This window comes from Zymobacter palmae (genome assembly GCF_003610015.1).
GTDB lineage: Bacteria > Pseudomonadota > Gammaproteobacteria > Pseudomonadales > Halomonadaceae > Zymobacter > Zymobacter palmae.
In genome coordinates this window covers 985149-1010158 of sequence record NZ_AP018933.1, presented here as the reverse complement: position 1 = coordinate 1010158, position 25010 = coordinate 985149, and the positions used below count along the sequence as shown (strand labels likewise).

Below are 25010 nucleotides of genomic sequence, written 5' to 3'. Positions count from 1 at the left end.
TAAACTCAAGCCTTCAACCGCTCATCCAGCAGAGCTTCGATGCGAGCGACGACGTCCGGTATACTCAGTTCTGTCGTATCCAGCACGATGGCATCGTCTGCAGGTTTCAGAGGTGAAACACTGCGATTCTGATCGCGCTCGTCACGAACCTGAATATCTCTTAAAAGACTCCCAAAATTAGCAGAAATACCCGCTAACTGCAACTGATTCATACGCCGCCGAGCACGCTCCTCGGCCGAAGCCGTTAGGAATATCTTCAGCACTGCGGCGGGGAAAACGGTTGTCCCCATATCGCGGCCGTCCGCGATTAAGCCCGGGCCAATAGCGAAATCGCGCTGACGTTGCAGGAGCGCATCGCGCACTGCTGGAATGCTGGCGACCACCGATGCGGCATTGCCAATAGCTTCTTGACGGATAGCATGTGAGACGTCTTGACCTTCCAGCATCACCTTCACCGAGGTATCAGCCTCCGTTAGAAAGCAAACATCCAGCGTTTCCGCGATATGCGCTACAGCGGCTTCATCTGCAACATCGACACCATGATTGTGTGCGGCCAGTGCCGTCAGGCGATACAGCGCGCCAGAATCCAGCAGGTGCCAACGATGGTTGGCCGCCAGCATGCTGGAAATCGTACCCTTCCCTGCGCCGCCCGGGCCATCCAGCGTGACTACAGGCACGTCATTCATGCCGTTTCCTCAATCACATCCAGACGCATGCCAACGGTATCAGCCAATGCTTTGAAGTTCGGGAAGGACGTAGCCACGTTGGCACAGTCCAGAATGTCGATATCACCCTCGGCACACAGTGCCGCAACGGCAAAGGCCATAGCGATGCGGTGATCACCGTGACTGTCGATACGACCGCCATGGTAGGTGCCACCGACAACATCAATGCCGTCATCATAGACCGTGTGCTCAACGCCGATGGCAGCCAGGCCGTCAGCCATTGCTTGGATGCGGTCGGATTCCTTAACGCGCAGCTCTGCAGCATTGCGCAGGCGGGTTGTGCCCTCGGCATTGGCTGCGGCGATGAACAACACGGGGAATTCATCAATGGCTAACGGCACTTGCTCATCGTCGATGTCGATGCCTTTCAACGGCGCGTAGCGAACGTGGATGTCGGCAACCGGCTCGCCTCCCACTTCGCGCTCGTTAGACAAGGTGAGGTCTGCCCCCATAGCCTTGAGAATATTGATGATGCCAACACGCGTGGGGTTGATCCCGACATGCTCAAGCACCAGATCAGCCCCCGGCGTGATGGATGCAGCAACAAGGAAGAAAGCAGCCGAAGAGATGTCTGCGGGTACGTCAATCACACCCGCTGTCAGACGCCCGCCCCCTTGGATAATGGCCGTAGCCCCTTCGCGACGCACTTCATAACCGAAACCATTGAGCATGCGCTCCGTATGATCACGCGTCGGTGCAGGCTCCGTCACACGCGTTTCGCCTTCAGCATACATGCCTGCCAATAGCAGGCAGGATTTCACTTGGGCACTGGCCATTGGCATGTCATAGGAGATGCCTTTGAGCGGCTGACCGCCGTGAATGTGCAACGGCGGGCGCCCCTTGTCTGCTGTATCAATGCGTGCACCCATCAGGCGCAACGGATCCGCGACACGGTTCATTGGGCGCTTCGACAGAGAAGCATCACCTGTCAGCGTGCTATCGAACGCCTGCCCTGCCATCAGGCCAGAGAAAAGACGCATCCCCGTACCGGCATTTCCCAGGTACAGGTCGCCCTGCGGCGCTTTCAGACCATGCATGCCGACACCGTGAATGGTGACATGCCCGTTATCAGGCCCTTCAATCTGTACGCCCATGGCACGGAAGGCCTTGAGCGTAGCCAGACTATCTTCGCCTTCAAGGAAACCGTCCACTTCGGTAACACCTTCAGCCAGTGCGCCCAGCATGATGGAACGGTGCGACATAGATTTATCGCCCGGCACGCGGATGCGGCCACGGACACTGCCGCCCTGATGGGCAAGATAACGAACATTGTGCTGAGTCATGGTCTGCTCACTCATGAAGTAGTCTGGTTCAACAGGGTCTGAAAGTGGTGTCGCGCCTGACTGGCGCACTGAAAGATAGCATGGAGGGATTCGGCATCGCCCTCCTCTATGGCACGTCGTAATCGCGCCAAGCCCGCCTCGAAGTCGTCCAAAGCGCTCAGTACGGCATCGCGGTTACCGAGGAAAATGTCACGCCACATCACTGGATCGGACCCAGCGATACGGGTGAAGTCGCGGAAGCCGCCCGCGGCGTAGCGGAAAATATCAAGCCCTTCATCTTGACGCGCTAGCGTATCGACCAGAGAAAAGGCCAAAAGATGGGGCAGATGGCTGGTTCGCGCCAGAATATCGTCGTGCCGCTCGACCGACATGGTGACCACCTCGGCTCCGGCGGCTTCCCACACTGCTGCGACGCGCTCGACATAACGTTCGGCAGTTTGCAGTTCTGGCGTCAGGATCACCTTGTGCGCAACATAGCGCTCGGGATCGGCTGCCGCCACACCGGTATGCTCAGCCCCAGAAATGGGATGTCCTAGTACCAGCCACGACGGCAAATAGCCCATGGAGGCGACGACTGCATCACGGATGACACTTTTGCTGCTGCCCACGTCCGTCACGACAATGTCGCGGTCGGCGACATGAGGGGCTAGGCGCTCAATCAGCGGCCCGATCGCCATCACCGGCACACACAGAACGATCATTGAAATGCCGTCGAGCTGAGTCAGAGGGTCGGTATCACCACTGTCGATCAGCCCCATCTGCTGCCCCAGCACCAGCTCTTCCTCACGCACATCGCTACCGCGAATGACGCCAGGATAGCCTTGCTGCTTCAATGCGGCGGCAAGAGAACCTCCGATCATTCCTACCCCAAGGATAAGGATGCCCGACTCTTGGGGCGTGGGCCTTTGCTTCACGTAACCGATACCTGTTGCAATCTGCATTCACGGCCGTCGCGGCACTGCAAACGATAAGAAATGGTGCAGCGACCCATAGAGCCGCTGCCTTCATCGGAGAATTAGATAACCGCTGCGGGCCAAGAACCCAAAACACGGACATCAATCATCGAGCCTTCGTATTCTTCCAGTGCCTGCGCCAGCGGGCCATCTTCACAATGCCCTTTCACTTCAACAAAGAAGACGTAATGCCAAGGCTGGACACGCGAAGGACGCGATTCTAGATGCGTGATGTCAATGCCGTGGCGGCTCAACGGCTCAAGCAAGCGTTCGAGCGCGCCGGGCTGGTTATGCACGGACGCCAGCAGCAGGGTACGGTCATCGCCGCTCGGCCCCACCGGCTCACGCCCGATGACCAGAAAATGCGTCACGTTGCTGGCCAGATCCTCGATATTACGCACGAGGATATCGACATCGAAATAGTGGGTCGCATGCGATCCTGCAATAGCGGCACCGTTTTTGTCCTGCTCAGCCAGTCGTACAGCTTCAGCATTGGAGGATACGGCGATCAGCTCTGCCTGAGGATAGTGCACAGCAAGCCATCCGCGGCACTGTGCCAACGGCTGCGAATGGGAATAAATTCGTTCGATCGGCTCATCGAGCGCCCCGCGACGCCCGATGAGGTTGTTGTGGATAGGCAGGAAGATTTCCCCGCACACCCGCACATTGGAGCTAACGAACATATCGAAGGTCTGGTTGATCGCACCCTCGGTGGAGTTCTCAACGGGGACGACCCCGTACGCGACCTGCCCCGCTTCGACCTGACGGAAGACATCGGGGATGGTGGCGACAGGAACGCCTTCGACGGCGCCACCGAAGTGCTTCAGCGTCGCCTGCTGGCTGTAGGTGCCGTTAGGCCCCAGATAGGCCACGCTGATAGGCTGCTCAAGCGCCAGACAGGAAGACATGATCTCACGAAACAATCGAGCCATCTCTTCGTCGGACAGAGGACCTTCATTGAGCGCCATAATGCGCCGCATGACCTGAGCTTCGCGCTCGGGACGATAGAAGACCGTATCGGGGTCTTCCGCCAGTTTGGCTTCGGCCACACGCTGAGCAAGCTGGGCACGTTCACTGATCAGCGACAGCAGTTCGCTATCGACCGCATTGATGCGTTTGCGCAATGCATCGAGCGACAGCGCGTTCTGCTGATCAAGATCCTTCGATTCATTCATCGAGCGTACTTACCTTGTAATGCGGTTATCCGTGATCGCGTTCGAAGGCCTTCATGAAGTCCACCAGTGCATCGACGCCCGCCTCAGGCATGGCGTTGTACAGACTGGCGCGCATGCCACCGACGCTACGATGCCCCTTCAGATTGAGAAGCCCTGCGGCCTTCGACTCGGCGAGGAAGCGCGCGTTGAGCGACTCGTCCGCCAGAATGAAAGGCACGTTGGTGATGGAGCGATGACGCAGTTCCACGGGGTTGGAATAGAAGTCGCTGTTATCAATGGCGGCATACAGCTTCGCTGCCTTGCGCTGATTGATCTCGGCGATGGCCGGAATACCACCCTGACGTTTCATCCACTGGAAGACCAGACCGCACAAATACCACGCAAAGGTTGGTGGCGTATTGTACATGGAATCGGTCTTCACCATAGTGCGATAGTCAAGCATGGTGGGAATGCCAGCCTTTGGCGCACGTGCTAGCAGGTCATCGCGCACGATCACCAACGTGATGCCAGCCGGCCCAATGTTCTTCTGGGCGCCAGCGTAGATCATGCCAAACTTCGACACGTCCATTTCACGCCCCATGATGGACGATGACATGTCACAGATGACCGGCACGTCCTGACCACCGATGATGGCCTGCGGAATGTAGTCGAACTGCACGCCACCGATGGTTTCGTTATCGGTGTAGTGCAGGTAGGCCGCATCATCCGAGATCACCAGTTCGTCTTGCAGCGGCGCACGCGCATAGTTGCCGTCCTTGGTGGACGCCGCAACGTGCACACCCGTCAGGCGCTTAGCCTCGTCGATCGCTTTAGACGACCAGATACCACTATCAATGATGTTGGGACGCCCTTGCGCTGCCAGATTGAGCGGCGCGCTGGCGAACTGTGTCGAGGCGCCCCCGGACAGGAACAGCACACGGTAGTTGTCAGGAATGCCCATCAGCTCACGCAGATCGGCTTCTGCTTGCTCGGCCAACGCCATGAAATCAGGGCCGCGATGGCTGATTTCCATGACGGAAGCGCCCAGACCGTGAAAGTCCAGCAGTTCTTCCTGTGCCTGTTCCAGTACAGCCTCGGGCAATGTCGCCGGGCCCGGACTGAAGTTGTAATGTCTCATCGGGAGCTCCTCGAACAACCATCATTGTTGTGGGGCATCAGGCTCCAGTCGTGTCGTCACCGTCAGCGGCCTGATTTTCATCAGCCTCACCGGAGGTCTGTTCGCCCTCTTCTTCTTCAATCATGGGCTCATCATCGGAAGGCTCGTCAAGGCGGACACTCGCCACCAGACGCTCACCTTCGCCAACACGGATCAGAGTGACACCCTGTGTGTTACGAGACGTGCACGACACTTCACTGACACGTGTACGCACCAGCGTACCGCGGTCGGTGATCAGCATCATCTCATCCTGATCGGCCACTTGAATGGCCGCTACCATCTCACCGTTGCGTTCGGAGGTCTGCATGGCGATCACACCCTGACCACCGCGTCCGCGCAGCGGGAATTCTTCGAGACGCGTACGCTTGCCGTAACCGTTTTCCGAAGCTGTCAGGATATAACACTGCTGAACATCGTTGTCAGCTGTTACCTCTTGATAATCTTCACTTTCCACTTCTGCACTGGCATCGATTTCAGTCGTACACGGAATGATCAGACTGATGACGCGCGCGCCTTCTGCAAGACGCATGCCGCGGACACCGCGCGCCGTACGTCCCATTGAGCGTACAACCTGCTCTTCGAAGCGAATTGCTTTGCCGTTGGAGGACAGCAGCATGACATGGTCGTTGCCGTTGGTGATGGCAGCACCGACTAGGCGGTCGCCCTCTTCCAGCGCCAGCGCGATCAGACCACTGGAGCGTGGGCGTGAGAACTGTTCAAGCGAAGTGCGTTTGACCGTACCGAATGCCGTCGCGAAGAAGATATAACTGTCTTCGGCGTACTCGCGCACGGGCAGCAGGGCTGAGATGCACTCATCGTCTTCCAGCGGCAACAGATTGACCAGCGGGCGACCTCGCGAACCGCGGCTCGCCTGCGGCAGCTCATAGCATTTGAGCCAGTACACCTTGCCACGATCGGAGAACATCAGCAGCGTGTCGTGTGTCGAAGCCACACGCAGGTGTTCAATGACATCCTCATCCTTCATCGCGGTAGCGGACTTGCCTCGACCACCGCGACGCTGAGCCTGATAGTCGGACAGTGGCTGAGTCTTGGCATACCCGGTACGCGAGATCGTGACCACCATGTCTTCTTCGGCGATCAGGTCTTCGGTACGCAGGTCGCTACGGCTAGCCAGAATCTCGGTACGACGCTCGTCACCATACTGTTCCCGCACGGTGCGCAGTTCGGTACGGATCACCTCCATCAGGCGGTCCGGATCTTCGAGAATTTCGGTCAGCTCGGCGATGCGTTCGAGGATGCCCTGATATTCTTCGAGCAATTTTTCAGTTTCGAGGCCAGTCAAGCGGTGTAGGCGCAGTTCGAGGATGGCCTGAGCCTGAGCTTCGGTCAGACGATAGCCAGAGCGATCGGTCGCCAGACCAAACTCACCTTCAATATCGTCGGGGCGGCAGGAAGTGGCGCCCGCACGGTCGAGCATTTCGAGCACTTGGCCCGGCTGCCATACGGTGTCGACCAGCTTCTGCTTGGCTTCCTGAGAAGAGTTAGAGGCCTTGATAAGGGCAATGACCTCATCAATATTGGAGATCGCGACCGTCAGACCTTCAAGAATATGCCCACGTTCGCGTGCACGGTTGAGTTCGTACAGCGTACGGCGCGTGACCACTTCGCGGCGGTGGCGCACGAAGGCATCCAGTACCTGACGCAGGTTGAGTGTCTTCGGCTGACCATTATCCAGCGCCACCATGTTGATACCGAAGACCGTCTCCAACTGCGTCTGTGCGAACAGATTGTTGACGACGACATCACCGGATTCACCACGCTTGGTCTCGATCACGACGCGCAGACCGTCCTTGTCAGACTCATCGCGCAGTTCAGCGATACCTTCGATCTTGCGATCCTTAACCAGCTCGGCGATCTTCTCAATAAGGCGCGCCTTGTTCACCTGGTAAGGCAGCTCGGTCACGATGATATGATCGCGACCGGTCTTGTCATCGTGCTCGACGGTATGACGTGCGCGCATATAGATACGCCCGCGACCGGTGCGGTAAGCGTCGAGGATACCGGCGCGACCATTGATGATACCGGCCGTCGGAAAATCGGGCCCCGGTAGGTATTCCATCAACTGATCGACGGTCAGACTGTCATCGTCGATTAGTGCCAGACAGGCATTGATAACTTCGGTCAGGTTATGCGGCGGGATATTGGTCGCCATCCCAACAGCAATACCTGCAGCACCGTTGACCAGCAGGTTGGGGATGCGCGTTGGCAGCACATCAGGAATGCGCTGCGTACCGTCATAGTTGTCGACCCAATCGACGGTATCCTTTTCAAGATCGGCCAGCAGTTCGTGCGCGATGCGCGCCATGCGCACCTCGGTATAACGCATGGCCGCAGCACTGTCGCCGTCGATGGAACCGAAGTTCCCTTGCCCGTCGACCAGCACGTAGCGCATCGAGAAGGACTGTGCCATGCGGACGATAGTGTCATAAACGGCCGAGTCGCCGTGCGGGTGATATTTACCGATAACATCACCAACCACACGCGCGGACTTCAGATAAGCACGATTCCAATCGTTCTTCAGCTCATGCATGGCGTACAGCACGCGCCGGTGAACCGGTTTGAGCCCGTCTCGTACATCGGGAAGTGCACGCCCGATGATGACGCTCATTGCGTAGTCGAGATACGACTGCTTCAGTTCGTCCTCGATGTTGACTGGCAGAACCTCTTTGGCGATCTCACCCATGAGTCGTTAAATCCTGAAGTTGACTTTCACATTAACCACATGTCCATGCATACAGCCAGACGACTGCAGGCGCAGCTGTGGTTTGGCGCATGGCACGCGCCTCATCATTGACGACCAGTGTACCATATAGAGATGTGTTGACGCGTCATCAGTACGTTTTAGCTACGATAGGCATGATCGACACGCGACACCTCGCGGCATTCACACACCCTCACCAGGAAGTGGCGTGGTGATAAGGACTTCCGACATAATGCCCACTTCCGATTAGGACGAGAGACCATGTGGTTTAAGCACCTTCATCTGTATCGCGTACACGATTCCGACATTCTTCCTCTTGAGCAGCAGAGCGACGCTCTGGCCGCCCATCGCTTCCAACCCGTCGGCCCGCATGAGGCGCGTCGTCACGGCTGGAGCGCACCAGCAGGCCGCAACAGTGACTTGCTGGTTCACGAGGTGCAGGGGCACCGTCTGATCCGACTGGCCGAACAGCAGCGCCTGCTGCCTTCCAGCGTCATCAAGGAAGAACTGGAAGAACGCTGTGCTGAACTGGAAGCTAAGCAAGGCTTTCCGCCCCGTCGCCGCGAACGCCAGGCACTCAAAGAGACCCTGATCGAAGAACTGCTGCCGCAGGCCTTTGCCCGTACGACCGTGACCGAACTGTGGTGGGATACGCGCAGCCGTTTGATCGGCATCAACTGTGCGTCAGCGAAACGTGCTGAAAGCGTGCTGGATGCCCTGCGACAGACGCTGGGCTCACTGAAGGTCACACCACTGGCCGTGCGCGAACCGATCGCCCGCACAATGACGCACTGGTTGACCGACCCATCCTCACGCCCCGATTCACTGGTCATCGGCGACCAAATCGAACTGCGCGGCAACGATGATGGTATTATCCGGGCACGTGCAATGGATCTTGATGGTGATGAAATCCAGACGGCCATTGCTTCGGGACGCCAAGCCAGCCGCCTTGCCATTCAGATCGAAGGCGTACTGGGGCTGACGCTACAGGAAGATCTCGTGCTTAAATCGCTGGCCTTCGACGATGCTCTGTTAGACGAAGCCAACGATGCCGACGATGATGGCGATCCCATCCTCCGTATCGACACCGACCTTGCCCTGATGGCAGGCGCGCTGACATCGGCCGTGCAGCAGCTCATCGGCTGGCTGGGCGGCGAACAAGACCCCGCCGTCGCCACGGCCGTATAGTATTGTTGTTAATGCGTGGTGGCGGTGCCGTACCACCACCACGCTCGGTTATATCGGTGAGTTGCCGTTATTTATCATTCATTCATTTATGAACGTCACCATGACCACTACTTCGACACCCGATCGCTTCGATTCGCTGCGCCCCTATCGAGACGATGAGGTCGTTGCCGTACTTGACCGACTGGCACATGACCGCGAGTTTCTGAACCTTGTCGGGCGCTATCGACTGCCGCGCCTGATGAAGCACCTGCCGTGCTTCGCCCGCTTTTTGACCCGTCAAGGTCTTCAGAAACGTATGAAAGGCACGCTGACAATCGCCGATTTTCAGCAGCATATCGCCGATTATATGAACGATATGATCGCCAAAACGGTCACGCGCTTCGAAACGGAAGGGGCCGCTCATCTGGACCCGGACAATGCCTATCTGTTCATCGGCAACCACCGCGACATTTCACTTGATCCCGCCTTTCTCAATTTGGCACTGCACCATTCGGGTCGCGACACGGTCAGGATCGCCATCGGCGACAACCTGCTGAAACGCCCTTTTGCGTCGGACCTGATGCGTCTCAACAAGAGCTTCATCGTGCCGCGCTCTTCCAGCGGTAAGCGAGAGATGCTGCAAGCATTTCGCCTACTGTCCGATTACATCGCGCACTCGCTGAGAGATGAAAAGCACTCCATCTGGATCGCTCAACGTCAGGGGCGCGCTAAGGACGGTATTGACCGCACCGAACCGGGCATCATCAAGATGATCTGCATGTCTCAGGGCAAGCAACCTCTGGGCGGCACCATCAAGGCACTCAACATCGTACCGGTGTCGATCAGCTACGAGTACGACCCCTGCGCACTGATGAAAGCCCGTGAACTGCAAGCACTCGAAACGGATGGCAGCTACGAAAAGCAGTCCATGGAAGACATGCAGTCAATCGCTGCAGGCATCACTGGGCAGAAAGGCCGCGTCAGCCTGCATTTCGGTACCCCACTGTCCGTACGTCCTGATGGCTATCCGTTCGAAACGGCCGAAGAGGTTGCGGCGGAAATCGACCGCCAAGTACTGGAGGGCTATACGCTGTTTCCGCCCCATATGCTGGCACTAAAGATGCTGGGTGGGCACGATGAGCTGGTCGACGAGACGGCAATCACCGAGGATGATCGCCAACGCTTTAACGCCGCTCTGGCCGAAGTGCCTGAAGACCTGCGTCCTTGGTGGCTACAGCAGTATGCGAATCCGGTGCTGAACCGCGCAGGATTAATCGAAGAATAATCCTCCTTATGCCCCGTAGAACACACGGTGAGTACAAGGCAAAAACGAGAAAGGGCAGCCTGATTAGGCTGCCCTTTCTCTCTATTTACAATGAACGTTCTTTATCACGGGCGACAATAACTGCGCACGGGCGGATGCCCCCGACAGCACAAGCCTCCCTCGCATAGCAGAGCGCATCTACACCATGCGGACATACACGGCATCACTTACGCCAGAACGCTGGCGTCAGCAGCACCATGACCGTCAAAATCTCAAGTCGCCCCATAATCATCGCCACACTGAGCAGCCACTTGGCCATATCAGGAAGGTCACGGTAGTTGCCCGCGGGACCGACACGCCCCCCTACCGCCGGGCCGACATTGGCCAGCGAGGACACCGAGGTACTGATTGAGGTTAGCAAATCCACATCCATCATCGACATCAGAATCGACATCACCGCCACGGTCAGCGAGAAGAAGAAAGAAAATGCAATGACGGCACGCACGATATCGTCGGTCAGCAAGCGGCCATTGTAGCGCTGCACGAACACCCCATTGGCATGCACCAGATGGCGCAGGTGGTTACGCAACATCAGCCAGCCGATCTGCACGCGGAAGATTTTGATCCCCCCCGTTGTCGATCCCGAACACCCGCCGATAAACAGCAGATAAAAGAAGACGTTGACGGCTAGCGCACCCCATAGGGTGTAATCGGTGGAAGAATACCCTGTCGTCGTAATCACGGACACGACATTAAAGGCCGTTTCCGTCAGCACCCGTCCAAAGCCTGCGGTCGCCCCTTGATGTAGGCGATAAAGCGTCAGGCTCAGCGAGGTGAGTGTGACCAGCCAGAACAGGCCTCGCACCTGCTGATCGCGCCACAGTGGCTGCCAAGAACGACGCCCAAGCACACGGATGTACATCACGAACGGCAGCGCACTGGTCAGCATGAACACCATAGAGGCCCATAGAATAGCGGGATGGTTCTGGTACACACCGAAGGAGTCGTCGTAATTAGCGAAGCCTCCGGTCGATACCGAACTCATAGCGTGCACGATGGCATCCAACCAGGTCATACCCAGCACCCGATAGGTGATGAACGCTGCCAGCGTACTGCCGATATAGATGCTGGCAATGGCTTTGGCAGCGGTGCCCGCGCGCGGCGCGACCTGATCCGACCACTCAGAAGACTCGGTATGAAACAGCCGCATGCCACCGACCTTGAGAAAGGGCAAGATGGCGATCGCCATCACGATAATCCCGATCCCTCCCATCCATTGCAGCAACCCGCGCCACAGTTTGATGCCGACGGAAAGGTGTTCAATGCCTACCAGCACAGTCCCCCCCGTGCTGGTTACGCCCGACACGGCCTCGAAAACGGCATCCGCTACAGTAAGGCGCGGCTGCCCCAGAATCATCGGCAGGCTGGCAAAGCCGGCGAACACTACCCAGCTCAGTACGGTCAGCAGGAACATCTGTCGCGGGCGCAGTTCCATGTGCGCATTGCGCGTCCAGAACAGCACAAGGCCCACGGTGCTCAGCGTGATGACCTCGGAGGTGGCGAACGCGCGCACATCCGGGTCCTGCTCAATGGCCAGTACGATCAGAGGGATCGCCATGACCAGAGCCAAGATGAACAGCAAGATTGCCAGAATGCGCAGCACTGGCATGAAGTCGATCAGATGCAAGAGCCGCATCGTTGCGAACGGTGATCGTGATGAGGGCATATTGCATGGTCTCATTGCAAAGAAACCGGCCTTCAGGCCGCCTACACTCAGATAGGAAGATGACGACTGTCGCTGCTCACTACAGCGCTCAGCACGGCAACAGTATGAACGGCTGCATAGCCTTATGCGAGCCTGACATAAAACAGCGGTTGTGCAGTGGTTTGATCCTCTGCACTATTCTGTACCGCACCCTATGCTAGAAGACATTCGATACTCGCACCCGGAAAAGCCCATAGCCATGACCTCTTCTCGAACGCAGCTTCAACAGGCCCAGCGCATCAACATTGTAACGGCCGTGGCCGATGGCTTACTCGGTCTGGTCAAGATCGGCGTGGGTAGTCTCACCGCCTCTGGCGCACTGGTTGCAGACGGCATTCACTCTCTGGCCGATTTGTTCACCGATCTCATGGTGATGGTGGCCATGCACTTCGGTCGACAGGCTCCAGACAAACAGCATCCTTATGGCCATGGCCGCATTGAAACCATGGCCAGCCTTGCCTTGGGCTTCCTACTGATTGCCATCGCCGTCATCATCGGCTGGGATAGCCTGCAAGCCATGTTCGTTCCCCAGCATGGTGCCATTGGCTATGCGGCGCTGGGCGTTACCATTCTGGCCCTGCTGGTCAAGGAAGCCATCTTCCACTGGACCCTTCGCACCGCACGCGAACAACGCTCGCAACTGCTGGAAGCCAGCGCATGGCATTCCCGCAGCGATTCACTTTCATCGCTTATCGTCCTGATAGGCTTGATCGGCAGTCTGTTCGGGCTGCACTGGCTGGACCCACTGGCCGCGCTATTGGTGTCCTTCCTTGTCGGTCGCATCGGCGCCGAAACACTCTGGCAGGCCAGTCGCGAGCTGATCGACACGACACTGTCCGACGATGAAATTGATTCGGTACGTAAGAGCGCTCTGACCGTCTCCGAACTGCGCGATATCCATGATCTGCGCGCCCGTCACGTTGGGGCGATGATCTGTCTCGATGTCCACCTACTGGTCGATGACGATCTGAGCGCTTCGGAAGCACATGAAATCGGCAATGCCGCTGTGGCAGCCATTCGGCGTGACCATCCAACGATCCGCGACATTACTTTCCATATAGACGTCGAAGATGACCACCTCAGCAAGCATGCCGCACAGCATCTTCCCCTGCGTAAGGAGGTCAAGGCGGCGCTCGACAAAGCGTGGCAAGACCAAAGCTGGTGGCCTCATTGCCAAAAAATGAGCTTGCACTATCAGGCACATCGAGACCACCAGACTCGCCATATCGACCTCGATCTCTATCTCCCTTGCGATGTAGTGTTTGACGATGCAACCCTGCAGCTGGCCTATTCCCTAACGGCCGACCTGCCATGGCGCGGCGAGCTGAACATCTGGCATGCCGCCGTACCTTGCACAGGAAAGCACCTACCTGCTCACGAAGAATGACAATCGCTGGGCACTAGGCGGGAGGTAATACCCTCCGCTCTGCACGCCCAGCCACCCGTGCTCTTGCGTACCATATGCAGCACAGCCTCTTCGCTACCCTCACCTATCCCCGCTGCGCTATCGGCATTGAAGCGGTAGTGCAAGGCGGGCTGCTGTCCTTCCAGCGTGAGAGTGATATCACCGTAGGCAGCGCTCGTCTCTTCCAGCGCATAGTGAGCCAACCCACCGCCACTCATCATGAATTGTTCAACGTCCAGCTGCTGGCTACGTAGACTCCCCATTGCCGAGGTGATATGCGCCTGCGCGGTATAGCGCTGATACGCGGGCACCGCAATGGACGCCAAGATACCGATAATGGCCATAACCACCATTACCTCCATGAGAGTAAAACCGCTCTGTGCCCACAAGCGCTCGCCGTTGGAGGTTTGGCGCTGCGCCAAGCGTGAATGAACCTCAGATTGTGCGAATACCGACATCGTAACGTCCTCTCGATAAGGCGTGGTTGACACTCTCTATGGCGGCAGTGCCACTGGCACCTTGAGTCGGTAAAAAATTTCTGGGGCAGGTCAATTTTCTCTTTTTTAGGCCGCCATCCTGTAAGCCAACCGCTACGGGAATACGCCATGCCTTCATCCGCTCCAGCTCGCTTCGCACATCTACACGGCCTGCCATTTCTGTCGGAGTCAGAGTTGCCGACAAACTGGCCAGCCGTGACGCAACCACTCGAATACTGGCAGCGCCACGGCATCCTGCCGCTCAGCCATAGCAACGAGAAGACCGCCATTGCCGTAGCCTCGATTAGTGCCCTGCGCGCGCTGAACACTCTGGCCTTCGCCGCGGGCAGCCAAGTCGAAGCTTACTGGTGCGCCCCCGACACACTGTCGGAAGGACTAAGGCGACTGGCAGCACAGCTGCAGAATTCACCCTCACCTTCCGCCATGACGCTAGATGACGAACAGCAGGATCACGACACGCTGAAAGCGTTGCGCCAGCTGGTTCAGCAGGCGGCATCACAGGCAGCCTCCGATATTCATATTGACCCGGCACCAGAAGGCCACGTACTGCGGCTGCGCATTGACGGGCGCCTGCATACAGTGGAGCACTGGCCTCACCAACGCAGCACGCGCCTGATCCGTCAGTTCAAGCTTCAGGCAGGCCTTGATATCGCACAAACGCGTTTACCACAGGACGGTGCGCTCCACATGGTGCTGGAGAATGGGCGCAACGCTGACCTGCGCCTCAGCACGCTGCCGGCACTGCACGGTGAAAAGGTGGTACTGCGCTTCATTCCTGCCGGCCAGTCGCTGCTGAAGCTAGCCGATATCGGCCTCTCCTCCTGCCATTATTCGCAGGTAGTCCACGCCCTCGGCCGACACGGCATGGTGCTGGTTACCGGTCCAACTGGCAGCGGCAAAACATCGACGCTCTACCGCATGCTGATGGCACTGGAACACCGCCACCAGCTCAATCTGTGCAGCGTAGAGGACCCCGTGGAAGCACGACTAGAAGGACTGACCCAAATTCAGGTGCATTCAGCACAAGGCCTAAGCTTTGCCACCATCCTGCGGGCGCTGTTACGTCAAGACCCGGATGTACTGATGGTAGGTGAGATACGCGATGGCGAAACAGCCGGTATGGCCATCCGGGCCGCACAGACTGGGCACCTACTGCTGTCCACGCTGCATACAGGATCTGCCACCGAAACATTCAACCGCCTGCACGCATTAGGCATTCCCTTTCACGATATGGCTAGCGCCGTCACCCTAGTGGTATCGCAACGCCTTGTACGTCGACTGTGCCCGTCCTGCCGTCAACCCGATATCGCGCCAGCACTCTTGTTACAACGGCACTCCTGCCTGAAAGAGATGGAGCTCTTCCGTGCCGGGGCAGGCTGCAATGCATGTCGAGAAGGGTATCAAGGGCGAATGGCACTGTTTGAAGTCGTCCCGATGACGACCACTCTTCGCAATGCGCTGCTGACATCGACCCCTATCGCATCGGCGCAGGCACTGCTAGCGACGCCCACGGATTCCACTCTGAGCGATGCCGCGCTGCGCTGTCTTGCAGAGGGACAAACAAGCCTTGATGAGGTGCTCAATGTACTCCACTAGGCGACCTCGTTATTGGCAATGGCAGGGAATCGATGCAGAAGGACAGCGACAGCGTGGTCTCATTGAGGCCTCGGATCGTCGACAGGCGCGAGACAGCCTGCATCAGCAGAGCATCGCTCCCATCATCGTCACACGCTTCATAACACTCGGCACACCCTGCTGTTCAAGCACAGCGCTAACCCAATGGATGAGGCAACTTCAGCAACTGTTAGCCGCAGATATCGGCCTGCCACAAGCCCTGCAGGTGATGGCGGAGATGTCCTCCTCACCGGCTACGCAACTGCTGACGCTTCAAGTTCATCACACGCTGGCACAGGGGGAGTCGCTGACCAGCGCTCTGAAGGCAACACCGCACGCTCGTATGCCGTCGATAGAGTTGACCCTGCTAGCGGCTGCCGAACAGGAAAGCGTGTTAGGCCACGGACTACGGCAGCTGGTCGAGCGCAGGCAGCGCCAACATGACTGGCTGCAACGCTGCCGTCAGCAGATGCGCTATCCCTTAACGCTCATTGTCGCGGGGCTGGGAACACTGACGCTGATGATGAAGATGGTCGTGCCTCGTTTCGCCCAGCTGTATCAGCAATCAGGCCATGCCCTACCTCTGCTGACCCGTGGCCTCATCACACTAACTCATGCGCTTACTTCCCGTGCATGGCCCTATGCGGTGCTGGTGGCGCTCGCAGTCGTCAGCTGGCGCTGCCGTCACCACCCCCGTATCGCACGGATATCGGCCCATCTTCCCATTATCGCAACGCTGCAGCGGCACAGGTTAGGCATCGCACTGTTAGAACAGCTTTTGCTAATGCGCCAAACGCGTCGTCAGCAACCACTGCTTGCGATGCCCGCGTCGCAGCAGCCCTTGGATGTACTCACTCATTACCTTCAGCATGCGCTGGCTGCCGGAGCGTCGCTCAGTCACGTTCTAAGCTCATGTCGTAGCGGCTCTCGGCCGTTGTTTGCTAAAGACGTCATCCATCTCCTTCGGATTGCCGAGCACACAGGTCAGATGGACGACGTATTAGAACAAGCCAGTCAACTGATAGCACAGCGCAGTGAGCACTATCGACAGACGTTGACCGCATGGCTGGAACCGATTCTGTTGTCCTGCTTGGGCCTTGTCATCGGCACGCTCATGCTGAGCCTGTACCTGCCCATTCTTGATATGAAAGATGTGATGATATGAGTCCAGAAACCGTGTTACTGCTTGACGTGGTGATGTCGGCCGCTATCAGCATAGTGATTGCTTGGCCCTTTCGGCACCGATTGAAGCGCTCCTACGTGCTGATGGGGCTACTGCTTGATGGTGGGCTGCGCTACGCACTGCTGAGCCTCAGCCACGGCTCGCCCACGGCATGGATGACGGCGCTGGCCTTCGCCGCGTTCAGCCGTCTGGCTTGGATAGACGCAAGCACGGGGCGACTACCGGATGCACTCACCCTGCCCTTGCTGGCAGCGGGTGGGCTTCATGCTGTGATGATTGGTTACCCCCACTGGTCAAACGCTTTGCTTGGGGCATGCGTGGGCTACCTCATTCTATTCGGCATAGACCAGAGCTGGTGGGCACTGCACAAGCGCCATGCCATTGGCGGTGGCGATATGAAACTGCTGGCGGCACTGGGAGCATGGTCGGGTATCCACACCCTACTGCTACTGCTATCATGTGCATGCCTTATGGCGGCCAGCGTTGGCCTTGCCACAGGGCGCCATCACCAGCGCGCAGCCACACTGCCTTTCGGCCCATTTCTGGTCATCGCGGCGCTACTTCAACAGCTACTGATGCGCCACTGGGCTCCGCCACTCATCTGACGTTGAGCACGCCGCGCTCGGCAGCTCATCTTCAGCCTTGGATCTGTCATGCTCATCATCGGCCTGACGGGTGGTATTGCCTCCGGTAAAAGTACCATTACCCGTTTATTCAACGCCCATGGTATCGGCCACGTCGATGCCGATCAGGTAGCGCGTGACATCGTCGCGCCGGGTGAACCGGTGCTGGCCCAGCTAGTCGAACGCTATGGGCAGCATCTTTTACTGCCTAATGGCACACTTGATCGTGCTGCGCTACGCACCGTCATTTTCGAGGACCCCACAGAAAGGCGCTGGGTCGAAGCGCTTATGCATCCGGCTATCCGGCAGCGCATGTTTGAGCAGGTAGCCCGCCAGCCTGAACCCTATACCCTGCTTGTAGTTCCGCTACTGTTCGAAACCGGCTTGGATCAGCAAGTGGATCGCGTGCTGGTGATCGATATTCCCGAAGCGCTTCAGCGTACGCGCCTCAAGGCGCGCGACCACAGCAGCGATGCTCAGATAGAGGCCATCCTAAACGCGCAGCTGACACGTACTGAACGCCTAGCACGGGCAGACGACGTGATCGACAATAGCCTAGCACTCGGCGACCCTGCGCTAGCACAGCGCGTCGCTGAACTGGACCACCACTATCGACAGCTCGTCAAGCAGGCACGCTGATCGGCACTGCTTGAAAGCCGGTGTGCCGCCCGTATCTCTTTGCGATAAGGCCAGTGCGAAACCGCGCTCAGACATAGATGCACCGGGCTGTTCAACCTTTCGTACCCGCCTATCGGCTTACTTTTTCACGATAGAATCTCACAAAAAGAGGCTTCCCATGTCACAGGACAAACCGCTGCAAGTGGCCTGCCCCACCTGTCACACCAAGGTCAACTGGTCGTCCGCCAACCCGGACCGCCCGTTCTGCTCTCATCGCTGTAAGCTGATAGACCTAGGCGCCTGGGCCAGCGAATCGCATCGCATCCCCGGTGAACAAGCCATGGACGAAACGGCCATTGATGAAATGGTGCTACAACTGGAACGTCAAAACGCACAAAGCACGCCCTAAGGCGTGCTTTGTAAGGTACTGCTGTGCTCTGGAAGGCGACGCGTTAACGAACGGTCCAGAAGAACCCTTGTGACGCGATCCCCTGCGCCCCAACGCCGCGCGCATGGTCGATATCGTCCATTTCCAGACCGCCCATTGCATAGATAGGCAGGCGGCGAGGCGCCACCCATTCCTGCAGGTCATGCCAGCCCAGCGCCGTCTGGTCACGGCACAGCTCGGTCGGACGGATCGGCGACAGCGTCGCGAAATCACAGTCCAGCTGCTCAGCCATGATCAGATCCTGTTCATTATGCACCGTGCTGCCCAACCAACGTGACGTTGCCACCGGGCGCTCTTTCAAGCCGTGCAGCTGATGAGAGGTCAGGTAGAGACCACTGGCGTCCAGTGATTCGACCAAGTCAGCGACCGGTTTCACTTGCTCGTCGCGGTTACCCAGCAGAATGCGAGCACCGTGTTTACGTCCCAGCTCAACGGCAATTTCGGCACGCTGCGCATAATCGTCCATTGCCAGCTCGGGCGCGCGTACGCGTACCAGTTTCAGATGGTGCTCGGTCAGCGCTTCCTCAAGCGATTCAGCAAAGGCATCGTTGCTAGAAGCTTCCCCGGTCACCATCATGTAAGACGGTAAGATCGCCGCGCGAATGATAGGCTGGTTGGCTTCAGGGAAGTTGTAGTGCCACAGATCGTCGACGTCGACCCAGCGCACCACCTGGCCTTCACGGCCAAAAGGTTCGCCGCTGAAATCATGTACGGCCCACACATCCAGCACGACAGTGTAATCGCCATAATCGTGAGGAACACGAATCAGCGGCTGAGCACGACGCACATGAATGCCTAGCTCCTCGAACAGTTCTCGTTTGAGCGCCTCGAAGCCTGTTTCATAAGGGCGACGCTTGCCCCCAGGAAACTCCCAGCGTCCCCCTTGATCGACGAAAGAAGGGCGTCGAGATAGGAATACCTGACCATTCTGATTAAAAATGGCCGCCGCTGCGACATTGAGGTGGCGCTTGGACGTTGATTCCGACATGACGTGCGTGTACTCCACTGCGACAGCAATAAGTTAAGAAAAGACAACCGCTCGAATGGGGGGATTCTACCACCATCCGCGCCCCGTGAGGTATTCGGGTTGCCCAAAGGACAGATTTATCCCGCCTGGACATACCCATTCTCGCCGTCACCGCCCACCACCGTGGACAGGCGGTAACGGCGGGTGAACATCCTCAGGTGCGGTATTCAGCGTTGATGGTCACGTACTCGTGGGACAGATCAGATGTCCAGACCGTTGCCGCCTGATCGCCACGCCCCAGCGTAATACGAATGACGATATCCTCTTCGGACATGGCGCGACTACCCGCCTCTTCGCTGTAACCCGGCGCCCGCTCACCGTACTGTGCGATCAGCACACCGTTGATTGTGAGCGTCGTCAATGCCACATCAAGATCGACACCGGCCTTGCCGATGGCCATCAGTACACGTCCCCAGTTGGCGTCACTGGCAGAAAGCGCCGTCTTGACCAATGGAGAATGCGCCACGCTGTAGGCGATCTTCAGGGCTTCCTCTTCGCTCTGTGCATCGGCTACTTCAATGGCGACGAACTTCGTGGCCCCCTCGCCATCGCGAATGACCGCCTGTGCCAGCTCCAGCATCAGATCATCCAGCACAGTGGCAAAGGCCTCAAGGTCATCGCCAGCCACAACGGCACCTTCACCCGTCGCGACCATCGTGCACGCATCGTTAGTGGAGGTATCCGAGTCAACGGTAATCCGGTTGAACGAAAGGTCCGCGCCCTTGCGCAGCATTGCGGCCAACGCCGCCTGCTCAATGGCGGCATCCGTCGCAATGAAGACCAGCATGGTCGCCATGTTGGGACAGATCATGCCGGAGCCTTTTACGATCCCATTGATCGTGACGGATTGACCGTTGATCTGTAGCGTGCGCGTAGCGCCTTTCGGGCGCGTATCGGTCGTCATGATACCCGTTGCCGCCTGCTGCCAATGATCCGATGCCAGATCAGCTAGCGCGGCGCCCAGTGCAGCGCCGATACGCTCAACGGGCAACGGCTCCCCGATCACTCCAGTGGAATACGGCAGCACTTGCTGTGCCGACACACCGGCTTCGTGCGCGAGGGCTTCGCAGCAGGCATTAGCAGCCACTAGGCCATGCTCGCCGGTTCCTGCATTGGCATTACCAGTGTTGATCAACAGATAGCGAGGCGCGCCTGCCATCAAATGATCGCGTGCCACTTTAACAGGCGCGGCGCAGAACACGTTACGCGTGAACACGGCCGCCACCTGGCTTCGTTCACCCAGCTCGAAAACGACAAGGTCTCGATGCCCTGCTTTCTTGATTCCCGCACTGGCGATACCCGCCCGAATACCCGCAATAGAAGGCATGTCTGGAAATGCGCCGCTACCTGTTGCCATGATATTGTTCGCTCTTGAATACGCTACAGAATGAAAGAATAAAAACAGCCTATCTGTTATGCCATGTCAGGGCGGACGACGCCAGCCCTGCGATACGCACCAACCCAATTGTCCGCCGCTTCGCGACTTACCTCTTCCCTATAACGCACGCGGGGCATGCCCTGATGGACATGCCCCGCGTCGTCGAAGACGAATAAGCGATTAGCTCAGACGCCCACAGCACTGCTTGTATTTCTTGCCAGAACCGCACGGGCACGGCGCGTTGCGGCTAATGCGAGGATCCTGCCCATCAGCACCAGCAGCCACTTGCTCTGCGCTGTCCAGCGCGGCATCGTCCAATGCATCGTCAGAGCGCTCTTCATGACTGCTCTGACGTTCATGTTCGAGCTGCTCACGGCGTGCCTGTTCAAGACGCTCTACATCTTCCTGACGCTGCACCTGCACATGGCTCAGAATGCGCACGACATCGGAACGGATATCAGACAGCAGCTGCTGGAACAGGTTGAACGCTTCGCGCTTGTATTCCTGCTTCGGATTCTTCTGCGCATAACCGCGCAGATGAATGCCGCGACGCAAGTGATCCATCAGCTGGAGGTGTTCCTTCCAACGCGTATCGAGCACCTGCAGCATGACCTGCTTCTCGAAGCGGTTCATCATCTCGTCGCCCACTTCGGCGCGCTTAGCCTGATAGACGTCGGCATGTTCCTGACGCAGACGCTCGATCAGACCTGCATCATTCAACGACGGGTCTTCGTCCATCCACTGCTTGACCGGGCTTTCAAGATTCAGCTCTTCGCGCAGATGACGCTCCAGACCTTCGATGTCCCAGTCTTCCGGCAGGCTCTCCGGCGGAATGTAACTGTAAACGACAGATTCGATCACCTGTTCGGCAATGCCATGGATGTTATCGGAAATGTCATTTGCAGACAGGATATCGTCGCGCTGCTGGTAGACTACCTTACGCTGATCATTAGCCACGTCATCGTATTCGAGTACCTGCTTACGCGCATCAAAGTGGTGACTTTCCACCTTCTTCTGCGCCCGCTCAACGGCATTGGACACCATGCGGTGCTCAATGGCTTCACCGGTCTTCATGCCCAACATCGACATAACGCGCTTAACCTTATCGGCCGCGAACAAACGCATCAGGTTGTCTTCCAGCGACAGATAGAAGCGAGTGGAACCCGGGTCACCCTGACGCCCAGCACGACCGCGCAGCTGGTTGTCGATACGGCGTGAATCGTGGCGTTCGGACCCAACGACGTGCAGACCACCTGCCGCGATAACGGCATCATGACGTTGCTGCCAGCGCGCCTTGATCGCGTTGATTTCAGCGTCCGACGGTTCTTCAAGCTCAGCAACTTCCGCTTCCCAGTTACCGCCCAGCATGATGTCGGTACCACGACCGGCCATGTTAGTGGCGATAGTCACCGCACCCGGCTGACCCGCCTGCGCAATGATGGCTGCTTCACGGTCGTGGTGCTTGGCGTTGAGCACGCTGTGCGGAATGCCCTGGCGGCGCAGCAGATCGGACAGCAATTCAGACGTTTCGATAGATGCCGTACCGACCAGCACCGGACGCTGCTCGGCTACCGTGCGCTTAACGTCTTCCGCGATGGCAATGAACTTCTCTTCTGCCGTCAGGAAGATCTGATCGTTATGATCCTTGCGCGCCAGAGGACGGTTAGTCGGGATCACCAGCACGTCGAGCTTATAAATATCGTGGAATTCATAGGCCTCGGTATCCGCGGTCCCGGTCATCCCACTCAGCTTGTCGTAAAGACGGAAGTAGTTCTGGAACGTCGTGGACGCCAGCGTCTGGCTTTCCTTCTGGATCTCGACGTTTTCCTTGGCTTCGATCGCCTGATGCAGACCTTCCGACCAGCGGCGCCCCGGCATTGTACGACCAGTATGTTCGTCAACGATCACCACTTCACCGTCGGCCACGATGTAGTCGACGTTACGCTGATAGAGATGATTGGCCCGTAGAGCGGCATTAACATGATGAAGCAGCCCCAAGTTCTGCCCCGCGTATAGAGAATCGCCTTCCGCCAGCAGCCCAGAGGACAGCATCATTTCTTCAACACGCTGGTGACCGCGTTCGGTCAGCTCGACCTGCTTCTGTTTTTCGTCGATGGTGAAATCGCCGTGTTCTAACGCTTCTTCTTCATCGCTCTCACACGGCACCAGCTGAACGGCCAGCTGATGGACGCTGCGATACAACTCAACGTTGTCGTCGACGGGACCAGAGATAATCAACGGTGTACGCGCTTCGTCGATCAGGATGGAGTCAACCTCATCCACCAGCGCATAGTGCAACGGGCGCTGAACCTTCTCTTCGAGCGAGAACGCCATGTTGTCGCGCAGGTAATCGAAGCCGTACTCGTTGTTGGTACCGTAGGTGATGTCGGCAGCGTAGGCATCGCGCTTTTCATAAGGCATCTGCCCAGAAGTGACGACGCCGACGCTCAGGCCGAGGAATTCATACAGCGGACGCATGATATTGGCGTCACGGGTGGCAAGGTAATCGTTGACGGTGACAACGTGCACCCCTTTGCCAGTCAGGGCATTGAGGTATGTCGGCAGCGTAGCAACCAGTGTCTTACCTTCACCGGTTTTCATTTCAGCGATACGGCCTTCATGCAGCGCCATACCACCGATCAGCTGAACGTCAAAGTGGCGCATCCCCATGACGCGCTTGCCCGCTTCACGCACAACAGCAAACGCTTCCGGCAACAACCGATCGGTCGTTTCGCCGTTGTTCAAACGCTCACGGAATTCGAGGGTCTTGTTGCGCAGTTCATCATCGGAGAGTGCGGCCATCTGCGGCTCAAGCGCGTTGATGGCATCCACCACCTTGCGCATGCGTTTGAGTTCCCGGTCGTTCTTGCTACCAATGATCCTGCGGAACAGAGTGCTTAAAAACATGTGTAGTCCTGGTCAAATAGTGACAGTAAAAAAGGTCGTAGAGCGTGTTGTTCGTCATCGCATGCAAAAGGATCAAGGCCGCAGAAACTGCCAGATAACACCGCATGGTGTTGTGTTGATGAGGGCGCGTCGGACATTGTTCAAGCGTTGGTCCCGATTATTCACAGCGCACCAGCACATCGGCGGTCATACAGGCCATTGAAGATCTTATGCCAACAGGCTCTTCGGTGGCCCTCTTCGCGACAGGACATCGACGTCGGCCACATGACGGCACAAGATACGGGCACACTGCCAGATGCGGCCCAAGAGGCGATGAACGCGACGCTGCAGACGGTGATGACCCCGCCTCAAACGAGTGCGACGCTGACGCAGGCTAACCTGCCCCGACATGTGCAAGGCCACCTGAGTCAAGCGCACCGATAGCGCGTCCAGACGCGCCAAGGCGTCCGGATGGCACAGCGTGACCGGCAGCAGGCATCCGAAAAGGAAACCGGCCCACCAGCGCTGTCGCGTACGCTGCCAACGGTGTGGATGTGTTACATTGCACTCAGTCATCAATGAATATCGCTATCGTCTTCTTTTGCCAGGTGGACAATTACGCCATGAGTATAAAGGCCAGAAAAAGTCGCGCCCAGCCCATCGCACAACTATTGTCTTCGCCACGCCACGGCATCGGGTCGCTGATGAACTCGGCACATCTGATCGAACAGGCACAGCGTCAGCTTGATCGCGTACTGCCTGACGAAATGAAAGACCATGTCATGGTAGGCGGTCATCATGACGGCCAGTTGACACTGCTCACGGATCGCGCGGTTTGGCTAACATGGTTGCGCTTCGAGCGTGTGCGCCTGCTGCAGGTCATTACCAGCGTGCGCGGCCTGGAAGATATCCTACGGCTGAACTTCAAGGTGCGGCCGCTGCGCAAGACGCGCGCCCCACTGGTCCAGAAACGCATTCTGTCTGAGCAAGCCGCCGAGCATATCACTGCCTGTGCACATGATATTGAGGACCCGGCCCTGCAGAAGGCACTGCAACGACTGGCAGCCCATGCCGCCCCGCCTCCCCAAGATTAGCCTACCTTAAGGCAAGCAATGCGCACG

At 57.7% G+C, this 25010-nt stretch carries 19 protein-coding genes and 1 pseudogene; 9 read left to right on the top strand and 11 right to left on the bottom strand.

Annotated features, from left to right (window positions below):
* Positions 1 to 5: 5 nt before the first annotated feature.
* The 5 genes and pseudogenes from cmk to gyrA all read right to left on the bottom strand — a co-directional run bounded on the left by cmk (position 6) and on the right by gyrA (position 7996).
* Positions 6 to 686, bottom strand: a complete 681-nt coding sequence (gene cmk / locus ZBT109_RS04425; RefSeq protein WP_027705351.1) for a (d)CMP kinase — start codon at positions 684 to 686, stop codon at positions 6 to 8.
* Positions 683 to 2949: pseudogene (locus tag ZBT109_RS04420) on the bottom strand (bifunctional prephenate dehydrogenase/3-phosphoshikimate 1-carboxyvinyltransferase). The gene cmk and the pseudogene ZBT109_RS04420 overlap by 4 nt, the downstream one beginning before the upstream one ends.
* Before the next feature lie 74 nt (positions 2950 to 3023).
* Entirely contained in the window at positions 3024 to 4136 is a 1113-nt protein-coding gene (gene pheA / locus ZBT109_RS04415) for a prephenate dehydratase (protein WP_051523866.1), read from the bottom strand.
* 25 nt (positions 4137 to 4161) lie between these two features.
* Positions 4162 to 5253: a 3-phosphoserine/phosphohydroxythreonine transaminase gene (serC, locus tag ZBT109_RS04410; protein WP_038278379.1), complete on the bottom strand. Its 1092-nt coding sequence runs from the start codon at positions 5251 to 5253 to the stop codon at positions 4162 to 4164.
* A 37-nt stretch (positions 5254 to 5290) separates the two neighbouring features.
* On the bottom strand, positions 5291 to 7996 hold the full coding sequence (gyrA, locus tag ZBT109_RS04405) for a DNA gyrase subunit A (protein ID WP_027705348.1): 2706 nt from the start codon (positions 7994 to 7996) through the stop codon (positions 5291 to 5293).
* A gap of 279 nt (positions 7997 to 8275) precedes the next feature.
* On the opposite strand from gyrA, the gene ZBT109_RS04400 reads away from it, so the two are divergent.
* Together ZBT109_RS04400 and ZBT109_RS04395 are read left to right on the top strand one after the other, a co-directional pair.
* Positions 8276 to 9202 (top strand): recombination-associated protein RdgC, encoded by a 927-nt coding sequence (locus ZBT109_RS04400; protein WP_027705347.1) that lies wholly within the window; start codon positions 8276 to 8278, stop codon positions 9200 to 9202.
* 100 nt (positions 9203 to 9302) lie between these two features.
* Positions 9303 to 10466, top strand: coding sequence for a 1-acyl-sn-glycerol-3-phosphate acyltransferase (locus ZBT109_RS04395; protein ID WP_232012866.1), 1164 nt, complete (start codon positions 9303 to 9305; stop codon positions 10464 to 10466).
* Positions 10467 to 10668: 202 nt separating this feature from the next.
* Here ZBT109_RS04395 and ZBT109_RS04390 read toward each other — a convergent pair whose 3' ends face one another.
* Positions 10669 to 12171: a TrkH family potassium uptake protein gene (locus ZBT109_RS04390; RefSeq protein ID WP_027705345.1), complete on the bottom strand. Its 1503-nt coding sequence runs from the start codon at positions 12169 to 12171 to the stop codon at positions 10669 to 10671.
* A 238-nt stretch (positions 12172 to 12409) separates the two neighbouring features.
* Here ZBT109_RS04390 and ZBT109_RS04385 point away from each other — a divergent pair, with 238 nt between their 5' ends.
* Positions 12410 to 13597: a cation diffusion facilitator family transporter gene (locus tag ZBT109_RS04385; protein ID WP_051523864.1), complete on the top strand. Its 1188-nt coding sequence runs from the start codon at positions 12410 to 12412 to the stop codon at positions 13595 to 13597.
* Here ZBT109_RS04385 and ZBT109_RS14080 read toward each other — a convergent pair.
* Positions 13585 to 14073: a pilin gene (locus ZBT109_RS14080; protein WP_038278377.1), complete on the bottom strand. Its 489-nt coding sequence runs from the start codon at positions 14071 to 14073 to the stop codon at positions 13585 to 13587. The two genes, ZBT109_RS04385 and ZBT109_RS14080, sit on opposite strands and share 13 nt — an antisense overlap.
* Before the next feature lie 147 nt (positions 14074 to 14220).
* On the opposite strand from ZBT109_RS14080, the gene ZBT109_RS04375 reads away from it, so the two are divergent.
* The 5 genes from ZBT109_RS04375 (at position 14221) to yacG (ending at position 18559) form a co-directional block, all read left to right on the top strand.
* Positions 14221 to 15708, top strand: a complete 1488-nt coding sequence (locus tag ZBT109_RS04375; RefSeq protein WP_051523863.1) for a GspE/PulE family protein — start codon at positions 14221 to 14223, stop codon at positions 15706 to 15708.
* The gene (locus ZBT109_RS04370) at positions 15695 to 16891 is read left to right on the top strand and encodes a type II secretion system F family protein (RefSeq protein WP_027705343.1); all 1197 of its coding nucleotides are present in this window, start codon (positions 15695 to 15697) and stop codon (positions 16889 to 16891) included. The genes ZBT109_RS04375 and ZBT109_RS04370 overlap by 14 nt, the downstream gene beginning before the upstream one ends.
* Positions 16888 to 17514 carry a prepilin peptidase gene (locus ZBT109_RS04365; RefSeq protein ID WP_051523860.1) on the top strand — a complete coding sequence of 209 codons (627 nt, stop codon included), beginning with the start codon at positions 16888 to 16890 and terminating at the stop codon, positions 17512 to 17514. The genes ZBT109_RS04370 and ZBT109_RS04365 overlap by 4 nt, the downstream gene beginning before the upstream one ends.
* 48 nt (positions 17515 to 17562) lie before the next feature.
* Complete coding sequence (gene coaE / locus ZBT109_RS04360) at positions 17563 to 18171, top strand: dephospho-CoA kinase (RefSeq protein ID WP_038278376.1); 609 nt, start codon at positions 17563 to 17565, stop codon at positions 18169 to 18171.
* Between the two features lie 157 nt (positions 18172 to 18328).
* Positions 18329 to 18559, top strand: a complete 231-nt coding sequence (yacG, locus tag ZBT109_RS04355) for a DNA gyrase inhibitor YacG (RefSeq protein WP_027705341.1) — start codon at positions 18329 to 18331, stop codon at positions 18557 to 18559.
* 43 nt (positions 18560 to 18602) lie between these two features.
* Here the strand turns inward: yacG and ZBT109_RS04350 are convergent, their stop codons facing one another.
* From ZBT109_RS04350 to ZBT109_RS13550, 4 genes are all read right to left on the bottom strand, one after another.
* Positions 18603 to 19586, bottom strand: coding sequence for a Nudix family hydrolase (locus tag ZBT109_RS04350; RefSeq protein WP_027705340.1), 984 nt, complete (start codon positions 19584 to 19586; stop codon positions 18603 to 18605).
* A 193-nt stretch (positions 19587 to 19779) separates the two neighbouring features.
* Positions 19780 to 20982 carry a bifunctional glutamate N-acetyltransferase/amino-acid acetyltransferase ArgJ gene (argJ, locus tag ZBT109_RS04345; RefSeq protein WP_027705339.1) on the bottom strand — a complete coding sequence of 401 codons (1203 nt, stop codon included), beginning with the start codon at positions 20980 to 20982 and terminating at the stop codon, positions 19780 to 19782.
* 201 nt (positions 20983 to 21183) lie between these two features.
* Positions 21184 to 23910, bottom strand: coding sequence for a preprotein translocase subunit SecA (secA, locus tag ZBT109_RS04340; protein ID WP_027705338.1), 2727 nt, complete (start codon positions 23908 to 23910; stop codon positions 21184 to 21186).
* A 207-nt stretch (positions 23911 to 24117) separates the two neighbouring features.
* Positions 24118 to 24465, bottom strand: a complete 348-nt coding sequence (locus ZBT109_RS13550) for a hypothetical protein (protein WP_084261818.1) — start codon at positions 24463 to 24465, stop codon at positions 24118 to 24120.
* A gap of 47 nt (positions 24466 to 24512) precedes the next feature.
* On the opposite strand from ZBT109_RS13550, the gene ZBT109_RS04335 reads away from it, so the two are divergent.
* Positions 24513 to 24983, top strand: a complete 471-nt coding sequence (locus ZBT109_RS04335) for a DUF721 domain-containing protein (protein WP_027705337.1) — start codon at positions 24513 to 24515, stop codon at positions 24981 to 24983.
* Positions 24984 to 25010 lie beyond the last annotated feature (27 nt).